Origin of the sequence: Pseudomonas paraversuta, from assembly GCF_904067025.1 — a bacterium.
GTDB lineage: Bacteria > Pseudomonadota > Gammaproteobacteria > Pseudomonadales > Pseudomonadaceae > Aquipseudomonas > Aquipseudomonas paraversuta.
Genome location: NZ_CAJFDA010000001.1, coordinates 1,885,131 through 1,904,952, shown reverse-complemented (window position 1 = coordinate 1,904,952; position 19,822 = coordinate 1,885,131). Strand labels below are relative to the sequence as shown.

Below are 19,822 nucleotides of genomic sequence, written 5' to 3'. Positions count from 1 at the left end.
CACCCGCCCGGCGCCGCCCGGAATGGCAGCGACGGGCGGAGCTGAATCAAGGAATCAGCGAGTAAACCAGCGACGAAATTGCCACCAGGCCAACGGCGGTGACAAACACGTTGGAGATCTTGCCCGAGTACTGGCGCATGGCTGGTACCCGACGAATCGCGTACATCGGCATCAGGAACAGGATGGCTGCGATCACCGGGCCGCCCAGGGTTTCGATCATTCCCAGAATGCTTGGGTTGAGCGTTGCTACTGCCCAGCACACTATCAGCATGAACGCTGCGGTCATGCGGTCCAGGGTTTTCGCTGCCGGGCGCTTGCCGGTCTTCAGGACCAGGCCTTTAAGACCTTCGCTGGCGCCGATGTAGTGACCCAGGAACGATTTGGCTATCGCTACAAAGGCAATCAACGGGGCGGCAAAGGCAATGGTCGGGTTGCTGAAGTGGTTGGCCAGGTAGGACAGGATCGACAGATTCTGCGCCTTGGCTTCAGCCAGCTGCTCAGGTGACAGGGTGAGCACGCAGCTGAAGACGAAGAACAGCACCATTGCCACCATCAACAGGTGGGCGCGGGACAGGATCTGCGAGCTGCGCTCATCGGCGTTCGCCCCATAACGGCGCTTCTGATCAACGGCAAAGGCCGAGATGATCGGCGAATGGTTAAACGAAAACACCATCACCGGAATCGCCAGCCACAAGGTGTGCAGCAATGCTGAAGGCGCCGGCAAGGTGCTCGCCGTGCTCAGAATCCCGCCATTCCAGTGGGGGATCAAAAACACCGCCAAAAACAACAGCGCGACAATAAACGGATAGACCATCATGCTCATGGCCTTGACTATCACTTGCTCGCCGCAACGCACCACGGCCAGCAGGCCCAGAATCAGCACCAGCGACAAAATCGCCCGGGGTGGTGGTGTGACATGCAGTTGATTGAGCATGAAGCTGCCGACCGTGTTGGTCAGAGCAACGCTGTAAATCAACAGAATCGGAAAAATCGCACAGAAATACAGCAGCGTGATCAATGCACCGGCCCGCAAGCCGAAATGCTCTTCAACAACATCCGTGATGTCAGAGCCTTCGCGTCCGGAGAGTACGAAGCGGGTCAAACCGCGGTGAGCATAAAACGTCATCGGAAACGCCAGCAACGCCAGAATCAGCAACGGCCAAAAGCCGCCAAGCCCTGCATTGATGGGCAAAAACAAAGTACCTGCGCCAATGGCCGTACCAAACAGGCCCAGCATCCAGGTAGTGTCATGACGACTCCAGCGACTGAGGGTCGCGGGTGCCGCGTCAAAGCGTTCATCGACGCTGTTAGCCTGGTCATTCATCCGGTCGAATCTCCGCTAGCCGGTCGTTACCACGCAGCCGGGGCGTACAAAACACACCTTACAGACAACGCCCCGGCCGTAAGAAGGGCGCGATTCTCCGGGATTAGTCATAAGAAGCAAAGGTTTAGCTGAGCAATGGTACAAATGATCTTCCATCCCAAAGCAAGAGCTGGACACTAATTGATACACTATGCTTGCCATGAAACCGCCCTAAAGGCCTGTCGCCCATGACTTTTTCGCACCGTTACACCGCACTCATCGGACTTCTCGCCGCCCTTTCGCTGCCGACGGCGAATGCCGAAAGTCTGACGATTACCTGGCCCGGCGACTGGGAGGTGCAGGCCGTGCCACCTGCCCCCGATGACAATGGCCAGCGCCAGCGGGCGGTAAAAAATGACCCCAACGGTGATCCGTTGATGGTGATGGAGCTTACCCAGACTACATTGGCTCCTGACCACAAGGTCAATATGGAAGCGGTACTGCTGCAGATGCGCAAGACCTTGCAGAAGAACTTCGCCGGCGCCGGCTACCAGAGTGCCTGTAACAAAATTCACAGCAGCACCCTGGGCGGTCTGGAGGCATTGGAAACCACCTGCAAAATCACCCAGAACGGCAACCACGTGATCACCCAGACCCTGGTCGCCGCCACCCATGACAGCAACGCCTATGCCCTTTCCTACGCAGGTCCTGCAGACGGCTACAAAGCCAACGAAGCTGAAGTACTGGGGATCCGTGCCAGCCTGCGTCTGGCGCAATAAGCCCTTTACCTGTCCGGACCGGAGCCTGCCCCGTGAACACTCAGCCATTCTTTCCCTTTCAGGCTCTGGCCGACACCTTGCAGGCCTGGCTGGCGGAGGACAACGGGGACGGCTCCCACGATCTGTCACATATCCACCGTGTGTGGACCAATGCACAAGTGATTCAGGCCAGGGAAGGCGGCGATCTGGAAATTCTCCTGGCCGCCACCCTTCTGCACGACTGCGTGGCAGTGGAAAAGGATTCGCCTTTACGGGCGCAGGCCTCAACCCTGTCTGCGAATAAAGCCGCGACCATCCTGACGGGGCTGGGCTGGCCCGAGTCGCGAGTGAACGCAGTGGCCCACGCGGTACAGACCCACAGTTTTTCCGCGGCACTGACGCCCGCCACCCTGGAAGCAAAGATACTGCAGGACAGTGACCGCCTGGATGCCATCGGCCTGATCGGCGTAGCACGCTGCTTTTATGTATCGGGAAGAATGGGGTCGGCGCTGTATGACTTCACAAACCCGCAGGCGACGGGACGCGAGTATCAGGACAAGCGTTACACCCTCGAGCATTTCCATACCAAGTTGCTCAAGCTGGCGTCAGGTTTTCAAACCCCGGAAGGTGCGCGACTGGCAGCCATCAGACATAAGCGCCTTGAATGGTTTGTGCAGGATTTCATGGATGAAATAGCCGGCCTGTAGGAGCGAGCTTGCCTCGCGAGCTGTTGCGGCCTCAGATACCGCAGCAAAAAATCGCGAGACAAGCTCGGCTCCTACAAAGATTTCACCAACCCCCGCCTCTGTAGGAGCGAGCTTGCCTCGCGAGCTGTTGCGGCCTCAGATACCGCAGCGAAAAAATCGCGAGCAAGCTCGCTCCCACAAGAATTTCACCAACCCCCGCCTCTGTAGGAGCGAGCTTGCTCGCGAGCTGTTGCAGCCTCAGATACCGCAGCAAAAAGATCGCGAGCAAGCTCGCTCCTACAGGGTTTTGCCGGCTGTGCGCCTACGGGATCAGCACCACTTTGGCGCAGGTCCCTGCATTGACCTCGGCATAACTGCTCAACCCGTCTGCCAACCGCGCTTCTTGCAGCCCACGGGGCACGGGCAGCAGGCCCTGGTCGAAATACTGGCCAAATTGATCAAGCATCCGGGCGCACTCGCCACAGCTGTAAAGCAGCGAGTTAACCCCGATCAACGTGCCGCCCTTGCGATACAGCGCCAGCGCCGGCAAGTGCACATGGCCGTCCAGTGGTGCAGCAATGAAGGCCACACGACCAAAAATCCGCAACGCCGCAACGGTCGCTGGCAGCCAGTGCCCGGTGGTGTCGAATATGACTTCAGCACCATCGCTGAACACTGCGCTGACCTGAGCGGCCAGATCTTCGGGCTTGCCCAGCACAATCACTTCAATCCCTTGCTCCCGTAGCACTTGAGCCTGGTCAGGGCGCCGCACCGCAGCCAGCACCCTGGCACCGAGTACTTTCGCCAGCGCAATGGCGGCACTGCCTACAGCACCGTTGGCACCGATCACCAATAAACAGGTATCCGCCCCTACATCACTGCGCTGTAGCGCATCCCATGCCGTGGTATAGGGCACGCCCAGGCTGGCGGCCTGAACAAAGCTCAATGTGCGGGGCTTGAGCGCGACTCCCGCAACCGGCAAGCGCAAAAAATCCCCATGGGAACCATCACCATAGAAGCCCAGTTCCTGGCCGGTACCCCATACCTCCTGCCCCACCAGCGCCGCTGGTCCCTCGACAATCACCCCGGAAAAGTCACGCCCCGGAATACGCGGCAAGGTGGTGTAGGGGAAACGCCCGAGCACATTCTTCACATCGCTGGGGTTCAGGCCGGCCGCCTTGACCTGCACCAGCACCTCGTCTGCACCGGGTACGGGGGTTGGCACTTCAACCAGGGTCAGTGCGGCCAGATCGCCGGTTCTGGAGAATTGCAGTGCTTTCATGCTCAGCCCTCTGGGTGGTGTATTGATGCCCCCAGTGTATGACCGACAGCCGACAGGTATCGGCCAAAGCCTTCTGCCTATCGGTCAAACCGCCGTTGCTGCGCCCTGGCGCAGTGCATATAACGAAGGACTGACCCCCAACTCGCGTCGGAACATGTCGCTAAAACTGCTGGGGGAATAGCCCAGCGAGCGTGCGACCTGGCTGACACAAGTCCCCTGAATCAGTTCGGCAGCTGCGGTCGCCAGTTGCACCTGGCGCCGCCACTGCGCAAAGCCCGTACCCAGTTCCATCTGAAACAGCCGCGCCAGGGTACGGACACTGGCCCCGGCGTTCTGCGCATGTTGCTCGAAGGAAATATCCAGGGTCGGGCTGGCCATTACCGACTGGCACAGGTTCAGCAGGCGCCGGTCAGGTGTATCGGGCATCGGCACCCTGAGCAAGGTACGCCCCGCGCGTTGCAACTCGAGCAGCGTCAGATTGAGCACAGCCTCGGTGTAGGACGATTTCCCAGCAGCCTGCTCCACCAGATTGATGATCAATTCGCGCAGCAAACGTCCGACTTCAATCACCTGCACGGTGCTGTCCAGAGTGCTGGCCAGTGCCGGAGGCAGATAGATATTGCGCATCTGCAAGTCAGAGACCACCCGGATCCCGTGGGGCACCCCCGGCGGTAGCCAGACCGCCCGTTGTGGCGGAACCGCCAGGGCTTCCTCCGGGGTGTCGACCCACATCACCCCGGACATGGCATATAACAATTGGCCCCATTCATGCTCATGGGGATCAATGTATAAACCACGCGGATAGGTACGGGCCAACGGCTGAACCGGCACGCCGGGATCAGACAAATCAGGCGGGACTGCAAGTGCCATGAACTGAAGACGTCAGAAAAGTGAAGAGCCATGGTAGCCAAGCTGCTGCTCGACAACCAGACTGAGGTCTTGAATGCACCAAAAATGCCCCTACCTGACAAAATCGTCATCTTGTTATCAGCTGCCTGACAGTGCCCGGCACTCAGGCTGAAACTTTTTGGATTAAGAGAAACCCGATGAAAACCCCATTGCGTCTTGTCGCCCTTTCGGCCCTGTTGCTGACCTCAATGGCACAGGCTGCCGAGCAACTGACCATCGATGTTCACCGCGATGCCAATTGTGGCTGCTGCAAAACCTGGATTTCCCACCTGCAAGCCAATGGTTTCAAGGTAAATGACCATGTTGAAGCGGACATGAGCAGCTTTAAACAGCAGGCTGGCGTAGAGCCGCGACTGGCTTCTTGCCACACCGGCATGATCAACGGCAAGTTCGTGGAAGGTCATGTGCCGGCCGATCAAGTGGTCGCCCTGAGCAAACGCAACGACCTCAAGGGTATTGCCGTGCCGGGCATGCCGGTGGGTTCCCCGGGCATGGAAATGGGCGACCGCAAGGATGCCTACCAGGTGATAGGCCTGCGGAACGACGGCAGTGATGAGGTCATTGCGCAATATCCGGGCAACTGACCCCCTGCCTGCGCAAACGCACCGAACAGGTGCGTTTGCGGACAAGACCGCCTGGCTGCCAGGACTTACCGCTCAGCCGAATCCCCACCTTATGGCGCTTATTTCAGGCACCTGTCCCACAGCCTCCCGGCATCCCTCCTACACTTGAGGCTGTCGCAATTGCGACGCTTGATTTTCGCGCTTAAATAAACCGAACCTTCTGCATTGGCTACAGGTCAAGTTAAAGGCAAGTCACCCTTTGTGGTGCATTCCTTGCAGCGATCTGTCAGCCGACTGCGCGCCCATGGCTTCGGTGGTCAACCGCTTAACAATCTGGAGTTGAATGTCGCCCCTGAGGAAATGATTGTTTCCCTGCCGGACAGACAAAGTGAATCTATAAGTACAAAGGGAGAGAGTCATGATCAGTGCTGCTGCTTCCCAACAAGATGATCGGCTTGACCCGCAGGCCTCCAATCTGATTTCACTGTCAGATTCAGGCCCTGCAGGGAAGGCAGTACTGCCGGCAGGAAATGCCAACCCCAATAAAAAGAAGGTGCTGTTTGTCACATCGGAACTGGCCGATCTGGTTAAAACCGGCGGCCTTGGAGATGTATCCGCCGCACTGCCCCGGGCCATGCGCCACCTGCATGATGTGCGGGTCCTGATTCCGGGCTACCGCCAGGTGCTCAACAGCGACAATCCGATCCATATCATCGGCGAACTCAGCGGTCACGCAGCCTTGCCCCCATGCAAGATCGGGCGCATGGACCTCAAGGACGGGCTGGTCATCTATGTACTGATCTGCCCCGAACTGTATGAGCGCGAAGGCAGCCCATATGGTGCCAACAATGGCCGTGACTGGCCGGACAACCATATCCGCTTTGCCCGCCTGGGCCTGGCTGCGGCCGATATTGCGGCCAATCTGGCACAAATTCACTGGCAGCCCGATCTGGTGCATGCCCATGACTGGCCGGCCGGGCTGACACCGGCGTATATGCATTGGCGCGGACAGCGCACCCCCACCCTGTTCACTATCCACAACCTGGCCTATCAGGGTGTATTCAGCCGGGCCTGCTGCCCCGAGCTGGCCATTCCGGACCATGCCCTGCAACAGGACGGTATGGAGTTTTATGGCAAATTGTCATTTCTCAAGGCCGGGATGGCCTATTCGAGCCATATCACCACCGTCAGTGCCACCTATGCCGCCGAAATCACCACCCCCAGCTTTGGTTGCGGGCTTGATGGTTTCCTGGCCAGCAAAACCCAACAGGGCCTGCTCAGCGGAATCCCCAACGGCATTGATGAAAGCTGGGAGGCATCTACCGATCCGCATCTGGTCGCGCCGTTCAGCATTGGCGACTGGAAGGGCAAGGCCCTGAACGCCGATCACGTGCGCAACCTGTTTGGCCTCACACCATCCAAAGGCCCCTTGTTCGCCGTGGTGTCGCGTCTGGTGTACCAGAAAGGGCTGGACCTGACCGAGGCCGTGGCGGCGTATATCGTCGCCTCGGGCGGGCAGATTTGCATCATCGGGCGCGGCGAACCCGAAGCAGAACAGGCCATGCGCGACCTGGCCCTGCGCTTTCCCGGACAGGTCGGCGTGCGCATCGGATTCAACGAAACCGACGCCCGCCGCATGTTCGCCGGCAGCGACTTCTTATTGATGCCCTCGCGCTATGAACCTTGTGGCTTGAGCCAGATGTACTCGCAACGCTTCGGCTCGCTGCCAGTGGCGCGCAATACCGGCGGCCTGGCTGACACCATCGACGATGGCGTGACCGGTTTCTTGTTCGATGAGTCCACTGTCGAAAGCTACCAGCAGGCCCTGTGCCGGGCGTTCAAGGTGTTTGCCTACCCGGGCCTGCTCAATGCCATGCGATGCCGCGCCATGACTGCGCCGTTCAACTGGTGCAAGGCCGTGGAACCCTACGCCGAACTCTATGAACAATTGGTCAGCACGTCTCTGAGCAACGCCGGCAAATTTTAAAGAGGCCTTAGTCGATGCCTTCACAGACATTGCAAACCTGGCCCCATGGCGCCCACCTGCTGGACGCGCAACACACACGCTTCACCCTCTGGGCCCCGGATGCGCATTCGGTCAGCCTTGAGCTGGATAACGGCCGGTCGCTGCCAATGCCGGCCCGGGCGCAGGGCTGGTTTGTGCTGGATGCCCCCTGCCCCAAGGGCACCCGTTATCGCTACTGCATCAATGGCGAATTTACGGTGCCGGACCCGGCCTCCCGGGCGCAGGACGGCGGGCTCGAGGGTTACAGCGTGGTGCTCGATCCCAATGATTACCACTGGCGCAACCGCCACTGGCAAGGCCGGCCCTGGCATGAAGCGGTGATTTATGAACTGCATGTCGGCGTGCTCGGTGGCTATGCCGAAGTGGCCAAGCTGTTGCCGCGCCTGGCACAAATGGGCGTCACCGGCATCGAACTGATGCCTTTGGCGCAGTTCAGCGGCGAACGCAATTGGGGCTATGACGGCGCCCTGCTGTACGCGCCCCATGACACCTACGGCTCACCCCAGGCACTCAAGCAGTTGATTGACCAGGCCCATGGCCTGGGCCTGATGGTCATAGTGGACGTTGTCTACAACCATTTCGGGCCGCAAGGCAATTACTTGCCCACCTATGCCAACCCGTTTTTCAACGAGCAGGCCCACACCCCCTGGGGGGCCGGCATCAATTACGAACGCCGTGAGGTACGTGACTTTTTCATCGGCAACGCGCTGATGTGGTTGCTTGAATATCGCTGCGACGGGCTGCGCCTGGATGCAGTGCATGCAATCAATCACCCGGGGTTTATGCATGAACTGGCGCAGCATGTACGCCAGCGCGCAGGCCCGGAACGACAGCTGTGGCTGACCCTGGAAAACGAGGCCAATCAAGCCTTTCTCCTGGAAAAAGACTACGACGCACAGTGGAATGACGACGGGCACAACGTCTTGCATGTACTGCTGACGGCAGAAACCGACGCCTATTATTCCGAGTTTGTCGAAAACAACACCCAAAAGCTGGCTCGTTGCTTGAGTCAGGGCTTTGTCTTTCAAGGCCAGAACGATCGCCACGGCAATGCCCGGGGTGAATCCAGCAGCCATTTGCCGCCCACCGCCTTCGTCCTGTTCTTGCAAAATCACGATCAGGTCGGCAATCGCGCCCTGGGTGATCGCCTGCATCAGCTTTGCCCGCCCCAGGCCTTGCGCGCCGCGACCACCTTGCTGCTGTTATCGCCGATGATTCCGTTGCTGTTCATGGGCGAAGAAAGTGCAGCGCCCGAGCCCTTTCTGTTTTTCACCGACTACACCGGCGAACTGGCCCAGGCCGTCACCGAGGGCCGGCGCAAGGAATTCGCCGACTTCAGCAGCTTCAACTCGATAAGCCAGGGGCCGGAAATTCCCGATCCCAATCTGTTATCGACCTTTACCCATGCCCGCCCGTCATTGCCCGGGGTCGATGACGGGCAGCGCAACACCATGCTGGCGCTCTATCAAGAATTGCTGCGCATACGCCATCAATCGATCATTGCGCGCCTGCCCGGAACCCAATCCCTGGGGGCCCATGTGCTGGCGGCAGGCGCCGTGGCCGCTCACTGGCGCATGGGTGACGGCAGCGTGCTGAACATCACCCTCAATCTGAGTTCCCGCGCGGTGCCCCACACCCCGGCGCCTGCTACCGAAATCTTGTTTCAAAGCCAGCCCCAAGTGGCCTCGCAACTCCACGAGCAGCATCTGCTGGCCCCCTATTGCGCGTTGGTCAGCCTGCTTGCCGCCCCCCGTCAATCGCCCCCACCGGAGAGCGCCCATGAGTGAAGCGCAACTTGAAATACTGGCCAGTCGTGCCGGCCTGGCCGTGGACTGGGTAGATGCCAACGGGACGCCCCAGCATGTACCGGCCCACGCACTGAGAGCGGTACTGGCCGGGCTCGGTCTGCCTGCCGATACGGCCGAAGCCATAGAAACCAGCCTGCTTAACCTGCAGCTGGAACAGCAAAACAAACACCTGCCGCCGCTGCTGACTGCCGACGTGGGTAAAAGCCTGAACCTGGCGCGGTATTTCAACCCCCATAGCCAGTGCGTCATCCATCTGGAAACCGGCGGCACCCTGGACATTCAACTGGACGCCGACGCCTGGCTTCCCGGCATGATCGGGGTGGGTTATCACCGGGCCCAGGTCGAAGATCAGCACTTCATCCTCGCCGTAGCTCCGGCCCGGTGCTACAGCATGGCGGACGCGGTCAACAGTGCCACACCCCGGGCCTGGGGTTTGAGCACGCAACTGTACGCCCTGAAACGCCAGGGCGATGGTGGCTTTGGCGACACCCGGGCCCTGGCGCACTTTGCCCAGGCCGCCGGCGAGCGTGGCGCCGATGCCCTGGCGATCAGCCCGATGCACGCCATGTTCAGCTGCGACCCGTATCGCTACAGCCCCTACTCGCCCTCCAGCCGGCTGTTTCTCAACAGCCTGTACGCCGCCCCCGCCACTGTACTGGGTGAGGTCCCGGTGCAACGGGCCATCGAGACCTGCGGTCTTGCCCCCGAACTGCACCGGCTGGAGCAACTGCCGCTGATTGACTGGCCAGCGGCAACCCTGGCCAAACAAACCCTGCTGCGCCAGCTCTACGAAGACTTCCTGCTCGGTGAACAGCCGCTGCTGGACGACTTCCTGCAGTTTCGCGACGAAGGCGGTGAAGCCCTGGAAAACCACTGCCGGTTCGAAGCCCTGCAGGCGCAGCATGTGGCCGAGCAGCAAAGCCTGGACTGGCGGCAGTGGCCCGAACAGTGGCGCGATCCCGACAGCCCGGCACTGCTGATATTTGCCGAAGAACAAGCCCACAACATCGGCTATTACGCCTTTTGCCAGTGGCTGATTGCCCGGTGCCTGGCTCAGGCGCAAAAGGCCGCCCGCGACAGCGGCATGGCGGTTGGCCTGATCGCCGACCTCGCGGTGGGCGCCGATGGCGGCGGCAGCCAGGCCTGGTGCCGTCAGGATGAACTGCTGGCGCACCTCACCGTCGGTGCTCCACCGGACTTGCTCAATCGTCAGGGCCAGGGCTGGGGCATCTCCGCATTTTCCCCCGATGGCCTCAAGCGCAACGGCTTCCGCGCCTTTATCGAAATGCTGCGGGCCAACTTCGCCCACGCCGGCGGCTTGCGTATCGACCATGTAATGGGCCTGCAACGCCTGTGGGTCATCCCCCTGGGCGCCCCGGCCCATGAAGGGGCCTACCTGTACTACCCGGTCGAAGACATGCTGCGCTTGCTGGCGCTGGAATCCGTACGCCATCAAGCCATTGTCCTGGGCGAAGACCTGGGCACCGTGCCCGACGGCTTGCGCGAAAAACTCAGCGAGCGCTCGATTCTGGGCATGCGCGTGCTGTTGTTTGAACAGGATTACGGGGCCCATTTCCGGCCCATTCTGGACTGGCCGGATAACGCGCTGGCCACCACCAGCACCCATGATCTGCCAACCCTCAATGGCTGGTGGCTGGAGCGCGACATTGACTGGAATGCCCGGCTGGGCATGGTGGATCAGGCAACCGAGGCCCACTGGCGGGAAAACCGCCAGCATGAACGTAATGGCCTGCACCGGGCGCTGAGTCAGGACCGGCAGAATTTTCTGGACGAATCCACCGGGGCCGACCAGGTGCTCGACGCCAGCGCCCGCTTCCTTGGACATACCCGCGCGCCGCTGGTGCTGCTGCCCATCGAAGATGCCCTGGGCCTGCAAGAACAGGCCAATCTGCCCGGGACCATCAGCAGCCACCCCAACTGGTGCCGACGCCTTCCCGCAGACTGCGACACCCTGCTTGATTCAGCAGACGTTGCCCGACGCCTGGAACTGCTCGCCTGCGCACGACTGCAAGCCCAGGAGCGCGATCAATGAACGTGCAGCCGCCAGTGCCCGTGCGCGCGACCCAGCGCGTGCAATTGCATGCCGGTTTCACCCTGGATGATGCGCGACTTCAGGTGCCCTACTTCGCGCGCCTGGGCATCAGCCATCTATATGCCTCGCCCTTGCTCACCGCCCGCGCAGGCTCGATGCATGGTTACGATGTGGTGGACCCGGCCCACGTCAGCCCGGCGCTGGGCGGCGAACCGGCGCTGCGGCGTCTGGTGGCCGAACTGCGGGCCCACGACATGGGCCTGATCCTCGATATCGTGCCCAATCACATGGCCGTGGGCGGGTCTGACAATGCCTGGTGGCAAGACCTTCTGGCCTGGGGCCGGGCCAGCCCGTACGCCGAGTTTTTTGACATCCAGTGGCACTCCTCCGACCCCTTGCTAAAGGGTCAGCTGTTGCTGCCATTTCTGGGCAATGACTACGGTGCAAGCCTGCAAGAAGGCAGTATCCGTTTGCGCTTCAATGCCGACACGGGCGCTTTTCACGCAGAGTATGGCACCCATCATTTCCCCATTTGCCCGCTGCACTACGCCACCCTCCTCGGCAACAGCCCGCAGCAGTCCTTGCAGGTACTGGCAGAGCAATTTTCGGCTCTCAAAGACAGTGACAACCCCCGGGAACAGGGCCTGGCGCTGCAACAGCAACTGGCCGTATTCAGCCAGTCGCCCGGTGCTGATGACGCCATACTGCAGCTGTTGTCACACTTCGATTCACGCCACGCCCAGGGTTTTGCCCGCCTGCACCAGTTGCTTGAGCGTCAGGCCTACCGACTGGCCAGCTGGCGCACTGCCGCCGACGACATCAACTGGCGCCGCTTCTTTGATGTCAACGAACTTGCGGGTTTGCGCGTTGAGCGCTCCAGGGTCTTCGATGCCACCCACGACAAAATATTCCAGCTGATTGAACAGGGCCTGGTGGACGGATTGCGCATCGATCACATTGACGGCCTCGCCAACCCGCGCGGGTATTGCCGCAAATTGCGCCGCCGGGTAGATAGCCTGAGCCCGGGCCGGCATATACCCATCTATGTCGAAAAGATCCTCGCCATGGACGAGCTGCTGCCCGCCGACTGGTGTGTCGACGGCACCACCGGCTATGAATTCATGGATCAGGTGTCACTGCTTCAGCATCAACCTGAGGGTGAGCAACCCCTGGCGCAGTTATGGTCCGGCCTCAGCCAGCGACCAGCCGACTTTCACGCCGAAGCCTTGCTGGCACGCCAACAGATCCTCAACGGTTCCCTTGCCGGTGATTTTTCAAGCGTGGCCCAGGCATTGCTGGACGTTGCCCGCGACGACATCATGAGCCGCGACCTGACCCTGGGCGCCATACGCCGGGCTCTGGAAGCGCTGGTGATGCATTTTCCGGTGTACCGCATCTATATCGGCGCGAACGGCCGCAGCGCGGCCGATGAGGTCTTCTTTGAGCAGGCACTGGCTGGCGCCCGGGAGCAGCTGGGTGAAGCCGACTGGCCCGTGCTGGACAATTTGCAACAGTGGCTGGGGGGCGCTGCCTGGCGCAACTGGCCTGCAGGCCTTTCACGCAAACGCCTCAAGCATGCCTGTGTGCGTTTTCAGCAACTGACCTCGCCCACTGCCGCCAAAGCCGTGGAAGACACGGCGCTCTATCGCTATGGACGATTGTTGTCGCGCAACGATGTCGGCTTCAGTACCGAACGTATCAGTGCCCCGAGCGAAGACTTTCACCGCGTCTGCGAGCAGCGTTCAAAGCACTTCCCGGACAACCTGCTGGCCACCGCCAGCCATGATCACAAGCGCGGCGAAGACAGCCGCGCGCGCCTTGCCGTACTCAGTGAGCGCAGTGCCTGGTACGTGCAGTGCGTGCAGCGCTGGCAACCCCTGGCACAGGCACTGCGGGCAGACGCCAGTGGCCCGACGCCCGGCGATGAGTTGATCCTGTATCAAATCATCCTCAGTACCTGGCCGCTGGATCTGCGGCTTGACGATGCTCCGGGCCTGCAGCAATACCACGACAGAATCTGGCAGTGGCAACTCAAGGCCTTGCGCGAAGCCAAGCTCGAGAGCCAGTGGGACGCCCCTGACGAAGCCTATGAGCAAGGGGTCAAAACCTTTGTTGCCCGACTGCTGCTGCAACCGGCCGGGCTCGCTTTACGCACCGAACTGTTTCAGGCCTGTGAAGACATCGCCAGTGCCGGGGCCGTCAACGGGCTGGCGCAATGTCTGTTGAAACTGACCACCCCCGGGGTTCCCGACATCTATCAGGGCACCGACCTCTGGGACCTGAGCCTGGTGGACCCGGACAACCGCCGGCCCGTGGACTTCGAACAGCGCCAGCAACTGCTTGCCAGCCCTTTGAGTGAAGACCAGCTGCTGCAGCAGTGGCGCAGTGGTGCGATCAAACAGGCATTGATTGCCCGCACCCTGCATCTGCGCGCGCGCCACCCGCAGCTGTTCAGTCGCGGCAGCTATATCCCGCTGACGGTAAGCGGTCCGCGGGCCACCCAAGTACTCGCATTTGCCCGTCGCTGGCAGGATCAACTGGCGGTGATCGTGGTGCCACGCTTGAGCGCCGCCGACCTGCAAAAACAGGCGCCCGTCTTTAGTTCAAAGTCCATTTGGGCAGATACCTGCATCGATTTACCGTTTGACGGATTAAACCTCAAATTAAAGGGACTTTTTGAAACACCGGTAGTCACTAAAAGTAAGACGCTGCGGGTCTGCGATGCTCTCGATACCTTCCCCGTCAATCTCATGATCAACCCTTGAGTTCAGGAGCTTTGCGATGAGTAACAACGAAAAACGCATCCGTGAGTTTGCTTACCAGATCTGGGAATCCGAAGGCCAGCCCGAGGGCCAGGAAGCCCGGCATTGGGAGATGGCGCACAAACTGGCGCAGGCCGAAGCACTCGCCCCGTCCCAGTCCGAACCTCGCAAGGCCCGGGCCAAACCAGACCCTGGCGCGGCCGCCAGACCGGCTGCGAAAGAGCCCGTGGCGAAAAAGCCCAAGGCAACCCGCAAGCCGGCAAAACCCTAACCCGGTTTTTGCAGTGCGCAGACCTGTCTGCGCACTGAATCTTTGATCAGATTTTTAGCAGGCCAGTAATGCCTGACGGCAAAGCTATGCCCTGAAAACACGGTGCCTTCGCCAGTCGCGCTGCGAATTAACGTTCAGGATTTAACCCATTACCCAGGAGCAGTCATGACCAAGCCCAAGTCGCCCCCCCCTGCAACTCCGGACGTTGAACCCTCGCGCATTCGTGAAGGCCTGCCCTTTCCGCTCGGCGCCACCTGGGACGGGCTGGGGGTCAACTTTGCATTGTTTTCAGCCAACGCCACCAAAGTCGAACTGTGCCTGTTCGATCCCAGCGGCGAAATCGAGCTTGAGCGCATTGAACTGCCCGAGTACACCGACGAAACCTTCCACGGCTACTTGCCCGATTCCCACCCGGGGCAAATCTACGGCTACCGTGTCTATGGCCCCTATGACCCGGAAAATGGCCACCGCTTCAATCACCACAAACTCTTGATCGATCCCTATGCCAAACAATTGGTCGGCGAGCTTAAATGGTCTGAAGCGCTGTTTGGCTACACCATCGGCCATCCCGACGCTGACCTGAGTTTCGACGAACGTGACAGCGCGCCCTTCGTGCCCAAATGCAAAGTCATAGACCCCGCCCACACCTGGGGCCACGACCATCGGGTGCAAGTGCCCTGGGACCGTACGATTTTCTACGAAACCCATGTTCGCGGGATCAGCATGCGCCATCCGGCGGTACCCGAAGATGTGCGCGGCACCTTTGCCGGGCTGATGGTTGACGAAGTGATCGAGCACATCCGCAAGCTGGGGGTCACCAGCGTCGAACTACTGCCGGTGCATGCGTTCGTCAACGACCAGCACTTGCTGCAAAAAGGCATGACCAACTACTGGGGCTACAACAGCATCGCGTTTTTTGCCCCCGACCCGCGCTACCTGGCCAGCGGCAAAATCGCCGAGTTCAAGGAGATGGTCGCGCACCTGCACGAGGCCGGTCTGGAAGTCATTCTCGACGTGGTCTACAACCACACCGCCGAAGGCAACGAGCAAGGCCCCACCCTGTCGATGCGCGGGATCGACAACGCCTCCTACTACCGGCTGATGCCCGATGACAATCGCTACTACATCAATGATTCCGGCACCGGCAACACCCTGGACCTGAGCCACCCCTGCGTGCTGCAGATGGTCACCGACTCGTTGCGGTACTGGGCCCATGAAATGCACGTGGACGGTTTTCGCTTCGATCTGGCGACCATTCTGGGGCGTTATCACGAAGGCTTCAGCGAGCGGCACAGCTTCCTGGTGGCCTGCCGCCAGGACCCGTTGCTGCGTCAGGTGAAGATGATTGCCGAACCCTGGGACTGCGGCCCCGGGGGCTATCAAGTGGGCGGTTTCCCGCCGGGCTGGGCGGAGTGGAACGACCGCTTTCGCGATACCGTACGGGCCTTCTGGAAGGGCGACGAGGGCCAACTGGCCGATTTCGCCGCGCGCATGACCGCTTCCGGCGAGCTGTTCAATCAGCGTGGGCGCAGGCCCTATGCCTCGGTCAACTTCATTACCGCCCACGACGGTTTCACCCTGCACGATCTGGTGTCCTACAACGACAAGCACAACGAGGCCAACGACGAGGACAACCAGGACGGCAGCAACAACAACCTGTCCTGGAACCACGGGGCTGAAGGCCCTGTCGACGATCCCGAAATCAACGGCCTGCGCCTGCGCCAGATGCGCAACTTCTTTGCCACCCTGCTGCTGGCCCAGGGCACACCCATGATCGTCGCCGGTGACGAATTCGCCCGTACCCAGCACGGCAATAACAACGCCTATTGCCAGGACAGCGAAATTGGCTGGATCAACTGGGACCTGGACGAAGACGGCAAGTCGCTGCTCAAGTTCGTCAAGCGCCTGATCAAACTGCGCATGAGCTATCCGATCCTGCGTCGCAACCTGTTTCTGGTCGGCCACTACAACGAAGAACTGGGGGTCAAGGACGTGACCTGGCTGGCCGCCGACGGCAATGAAATGAGTATCGAGCAGTGGCAGGACGCCAATGGCCGCAGTCTGGGCATGCTGCTGGACGGCCGGGCCCGGGTCTCGGGGGTACAACGGGCCGGGGCCGACGCCACACTGCTGATTGCCGTCAACGCGCACCATGACGGGGTCGATTTCACCCTGCCCGAAGTGCCCGAGGGCACCGGCTGGATTTGTAAATTCGACACCTTCGACCCGGACATCAAGGGCCAGGAGGTCTTGGCATTCAACAGCACCTATTGCGTCAATGGACGTTCGATGGCGCTGTTCGAGCTGATGCGTGAACAAGGGACCTGAACATGGATCTGCACGCATTTTTTGAAATCCACGCGCCGCGCCTGGACACCCCTCAGGCGCTGGGCGATTGCCTGCGGCAAATGGTGCAGGCCGGCCTCGATCAACTGCCGATGCCGGGCAGCGGCCAGACCCTGGAGCGCTGGCAGCGACTCGGGCGGGTCGCCGGCCAGGACCTGGGCCTGTGCAAGCTTTATGAAGGCCATACCGATGCCCTGGCCACCCTCCACGAACTGGGTGCCCCCCGGCCTGCACCGGGCAGCACCTGGGGATTGTGGGCGGCAGAACCGCCGGATGCCCGGGTCGATGTGCATTTGGTCGATGGCCAGGCCATCCTCACCGGCCGCAAGGCCTGGTGTTCGGGCGCGGCGGTGGTCAGTCATGGCCTGCTCACCGCACGGGATGAGCAAGGCGCGGTGCAACTGGTCGCGGTGGACATGCACCAGCCACACATCAGCGTCTCGTCACACGGCTGGGAAGCGGTTGGCATGCGCGCCACCGCCAGTGTCGAGGTGACCTTCGAGCAGGCGCCCGCCACCTGCATCGGCCGCCCCGGCGACTACTTGCAGCGCCCGGGTTTCTGGCACGGCGCCATCGGTATCGCCGCCTGCTGGCACGCTGCAGCCAGCCGGCTGGGCAGTTACTTGCAACAGCACTGCAGCCAGCGCGAAGAGCCCCACGCCCAGGCCCATCTGGGCGCGGTGAATGCTGCGCTGTACAGCGCCTCCTGCGTTTTGCGCGAGTGCGCCCGGCGGGTCGATGAGAACCCAGAGGCCGACGCGCAACTGCTGGCACGTCAGGCCCGGGCGCACATTGAAGCCTGCGCCGAACAGGTGATTCAGCATGTGGGCCGGGCACTGGGCGCGGGCCCTTATTGCCAGAATCCGCACTTTGCCCGGCTCAGCGCCGACCTGCCGGTGTACCTGCGCCAAAGCCATGCCGAACGCGACCTGCAAGCCCTGGGCAAACTGGTGGCGCTGCAACCTGACACCCGGTGGCCGCTATGAAAACCAATCTGATCGTAGGGGCCGGTACCTCGCTGGAGCACTGGAGCGAATCCCGGCGCCTGGCCGGGTTGCCGGAAATACAGCTGTCGGACCTGGTACCCGAAGGCGCCCGCGCGGTGATCATTGCCCCGCACCCGGATGACGAAATACTGGGCAGCGGTGGCTTGCTGCAAATGATCGGCGCGTCCGGCCGTGAGTTGCTGCTTATCTCGGTCACCGACGGCACTGCCAGCCACCCGGGCTCAACCCGGTGGCCCGCGCAGCAGCTGGGCGCGTTGCGCGTTCAGGAGTCCGAAGAAGCGCTGCGCCGCCTGGGGCTCGCGCTACCCCAGTGGCAATGGCTACGGGCAGGGTTTGAGGACAGTCAGGTCGCCACCCGGGAGGCCGCGGTGGCAGTGTTTATCGAGCAGCAGTTACGCCCCGGTGATGTGCTGTTCGCGACCTGGCGCGAGGACGGCCACAGCGATCACGATGCGGTCGGCCGCGCCAGCAGCACTGCCGCCAAAGCGGTGGGCGCGACCCTGCATGAACTGCCGATCTGGACCTGGCACTGGGCCCGCGATGACGATGCCCGGGTGCCTTGGGCCCGCGCGTACAAAATCAACCTCAGCCCCAGTGCCATGGCGCGTAAACGCTATGCGGCCAGTGCGTTCAGCAGTCAGTTGCAGGACGACCCGAGTACCGGCTCAGGCCCGATTTTGCCGGCCCTGGCACTCGAGCGCCTGCTGCGCCCCTACGAAATAGTCTTTGTACAGGAGTGAAACATGGGTGTTTCCACGGCTTTTTTTGATCAGTTGTATGAGCAGAACCCGGACCCGTGGGCTTTTCGCGAGCGCTGGTACGAACAGCGCAAACGCGCACTGACCCTGGCCAGCTTGCCGCGTCAGCATTATGGGTCGATCTATGAGTTGGGCTGTGCCAATGGCGAGTTAAGTGCAGGCCTGGCCCAGCGCACTGACCGCCTGTTGTGTTGCGACGCAGCCGCCAGGGCGGTCGAACTGGCACAGCAACGCCTGAGCCACTGCCCGAACGTTGAAGTTCGCCAGAGCCGGTTACCGGCCGATTGGGCCAGTGGCCGTTTTGACCTGATCGTACTCAGTGAACTGGGCTACTACCTGGATGCCAACGAGTTGCAGTCCATGATTGAGCGGATCGCGGGCAGCCTTGCAGAGCAGGGACAGGTACTGGCCTGTCACTGGCGCCCGGCCATCGAGGGCTGCGCCCTGACCGGGGATCAAGTGCATGGCCTGCTGCATGCCGGCCTGGGGCTGAGCCGGCTCGCGCAGCACCTGGAAGATGATTTTGTACTTGAAGTCTGGGGCCTCGACCCTATGTCAGTGGCAAGCCAGGAGGGCCTGCGATGATCGGCATTCTGATACCTGCTCACAACGAGCAAGATCTGCTCGCGCAATGCCTGCAAGCTGCGCTCACGGCAGCCCGGCACCCCGAACTCAACGGCGAGGCGGTCAAGGTGACGCTGGTGCTCGACAGTTGCAGCGATGGTTCGGCAGACATAGCCGCCAAGTACGACATCAAGGTGCTGCACATCAAGGCCCGCAATGTCGGAGTCGCCCGGGGCACCGGTGCGCAGTGGCTGCTTGAGCAGGGGGCGCGATGGATCTCCTGCACCGACGCAGACAGCCTGGTAGCCGATGACTGGCTGGTGGCGCAACTGGCGCTCAATACCGATGCCGTATGCGGCACCGTGCGGATCGATGACTGGGGCCCCCTGGTCGATGCCCCTGCCCGCGCCCGATATCTGGCGGCCTATGAGGCCCGGGACGGGCATCGGCACATTCATGGCGCCAACCTGGGCTTCAGTGCCCGGGCATATCGCGATGCTGGAGGTTTTCAGCCGTTGGCGTGCCATGAAGATGTGCATCTGGTGAAGCGGCTGCAGGCCAGTGGTGCCTCCATCGCCTGGAGCCACCGGCCCAGGGTGACCACCAGTGCCCGGCTGGACTGTCGCGCCAGGGGTGGCTTCGGCGATTACCTGAAGTCACTGCTGATCGCCCCGGCAGCTGATCAACATCAACCGGACCCACGGCCCGGTGCGCTATAAATAGCCT

At 61.3% G+C, this 19,822-nt stretch carries 16 protein-coding genes; 13 read left to right on the top strand and 3 right to left on the bottom strand.

The features are described from left to right. Window positions 1-46: 46 nt before the first annotated feature. Window positions 47-1,324 (bottom strand): serine/threonine transporter, encoded by a 1,278-nt coding sequence (locus tag JQ848_RS08880; RefSeq protein WP_161719645.1) that lies wholly within the window; start codon window positions 1,322-1,324, stop codon window positions 47-49. Between the two features lie 227 nt (window positions 1,325-1,551). Here JQ848_RS08880 and JQ848_RS08875 point away from each other — a divergent pair, with 227 nt between their 5' ends. Both JQ848_RS08875 and JQ848_RS08870 read left to right on the top strand, forming a co-directional pair. After that, window positions 1,552-2,082, top strand: coding sequence for a DUF4946 domain-containing protein (locus JQ848_RS08875; RefSeq protein WP_010656090.1), 531 nt, complete (start codon window positions 1,552-1,554; stop codon window positions 2,080-2,082). A 32-nt stretch (window positions 2,083-2,114) separates the two neighbouring features. Next, entirely contained in the window at window positions 2,115-2,768 is a 654-nt protein-coding gene (locus tag JQ848_RS08870; RefSeq protein ID WP_127196716.1) for an HD domain-containing protein, read from the top strand. Between the two features lie 301 nt (window positions 2,769-3,069). On the opposite strand, the gene JQ848_RS08865 is transcribed toward JQ848_RS08870, so the two are convergent. Both JQ848_RS08865 and JQ848_RS08860 read right to left on the bottom strand, forming a co-directional pair. Further along, complete coding sequence (locus tag JQ848_RS08865) at window positions 3,070-4,029, bottom strand: quinone oxidoreductase family protein (RefSeq protein WP_202210497.1); 960 nt, start codon at window positions 4,027-4,029, stop codon at window positions 3,070-3,072. Between the two features lie 84 nt (window positions 4,030-4,113). Next, a complete protein-coding gene (locus JQ848_RS08860) occupies window positions 4,114-4,899 on the bottom strand; it encodes an AraC family transcriptional regulator (RefSeq protein WP_202210496.1) in 786 nt (261 codons plus the stop codon). Window positions 4,900-5,075: 176 nt separating this feature from the next. On the opposite strand from JQ848_RS08860, the gene JQ848_RS08855 reads away from it, so the two are divergent. The 11 genes from JQ848_RS08855 to JQ848_RS08805 all read left to right on the top strand — a co-directional run bounded on the left by JQ848_RS08855 (window position 5,076) and on the right by JQ848_RS08805 (window position 19,815). Next, entirely contained in the window at window positions 5,076-5,522 is a 447-nt protein-coding gene (locus tag JQ848_RS08855; RefSeq protein ID WP_003447581.1) for a DUF411 domain-containing protein, read from the top strand. 397 nt (window positions 5,523-5,919) lie between these two features. After that, window positions 5,920-7,488, top strand: coding sequence for a glycogen synthase GlgA (glgA, locus tag JQ848_RS08850; RefSeq protein WP_003447579.1), 1,569 nt, complete (start codon window positions 5,920-5,922; stop codon window positions 7,486-7,488). A 14-nt stretch (window positions 7,489-7,502) separates the two neighbouring features. Next, entirely contained in the window at window positions 7,503-9,314 is a 1,812-nt protein-coding gene (gene treZ, locus JQ848_RS08845) for a malto-oligosyltrehalose trehalohydrolase (protein WP_202210495.1), read from the top strand. Then, window positions 9,307-11,388, top strand: a complete 2,082-nt coding sequence (gene malQ / locus JQ848_RS08840) for a 4-alpha-glucanotransferase (RefSeq protein WP_160627233.1) — start codon at window positions 9,307-9,309, stop codon at window positions 11,386-11,388. Before treZ ends, malQ begins: the two co-directional genes overlap by 8 nt. After that, a complete protein-coding gene (locus JQ848_RS08835) occupies window positions 11,385-14,153 on the top strand; it encodes a malto-oligosyltrehalose synthase (RefSeq protein WP_202210494.1) in 2,769 nt (922 codons plus the stop codon). Before malQ ends, JQ848_RS08835 begins: the two co-directional genes overlap by 4 nt. A 16-nt stretch (window positions 14,154-14,169) precedes the next feature. Further along, window positions 14,170-14,421, top strand: coding sequence for a DUF2934 domain-containing protein (locus JQ848_RS08830; RefSeq protein WP_010656096.1), 252 nt, complete (start codon window positions 14,170-14,172; stop codon window positions 14,419-14,421). Window positions 14,422-14,586: 165 nt separating this feature from the next. Further along, the gene (gene glgX, locus JQ848_RS08825; RefSeq protein WP_202210493.1) at window positions 14,587-16,749 is read left to right on the top strand and encodes a glycogen debranching protein GlgX; all 2,163 of its coding nucleotides are present in this window, start codon (window positions 14,587-14,589) and stop codon (window positions 16,747-16,749) included. 2 nt (window positions 16,750-16,751) lie between these two features. Next, window positions 16,752-17,753, top strand: a complete 1,002-nt coding sequence (locus JQ848_RS08820) for an acyl-CoA dehydrogenase family protein (RefSeq protein WP_003447566.1) — start codon at window positions 16,752-16,754, stop codon at window positions 17,751-17,753. Next, window positions 17,750-18,514 carry a PIG-L deacetylase family protein gene (locus tag JQ848_RS08815; RefSeq protein WP_003447564.1) on the top strand — a complete coding sequence of 255 codons (765 nt, stop codon included), beginning with the start codon at window positions 17,750-17,752 and terminating at the stop codon, window positions 18,512-18,514. Before JQ848_RS08820 ends, JQ848_RS08815 begins: the two co-directional genes overlap by 4 nt. Before the next feature lie 3 nt (window positions 18,515-18,517). Next, entirely contained in the window at window positions 18,518-19,117 is a 600-nt protein-coding gene (locus JQ848_RS08810) for an SAM-dependent methyltransferase (protein WP_010656099.1), read from the top strand. Beyond that, entirely contained in the window at window positions 19,114-19,815 is a 702-nt protein-coding gene (locus tag JQ848_RS08805) for a glycosyltransferase family 2 protein (RefSeq protein ID WP_010656100.1), read from the top strand. Before JQ848_RS08810 ends, JQ848_RS08805 begins: the two co-directional genes overlap by 4 nt. Window positions 19,816-19,822 lie beyond the last annotated feature (7 nt).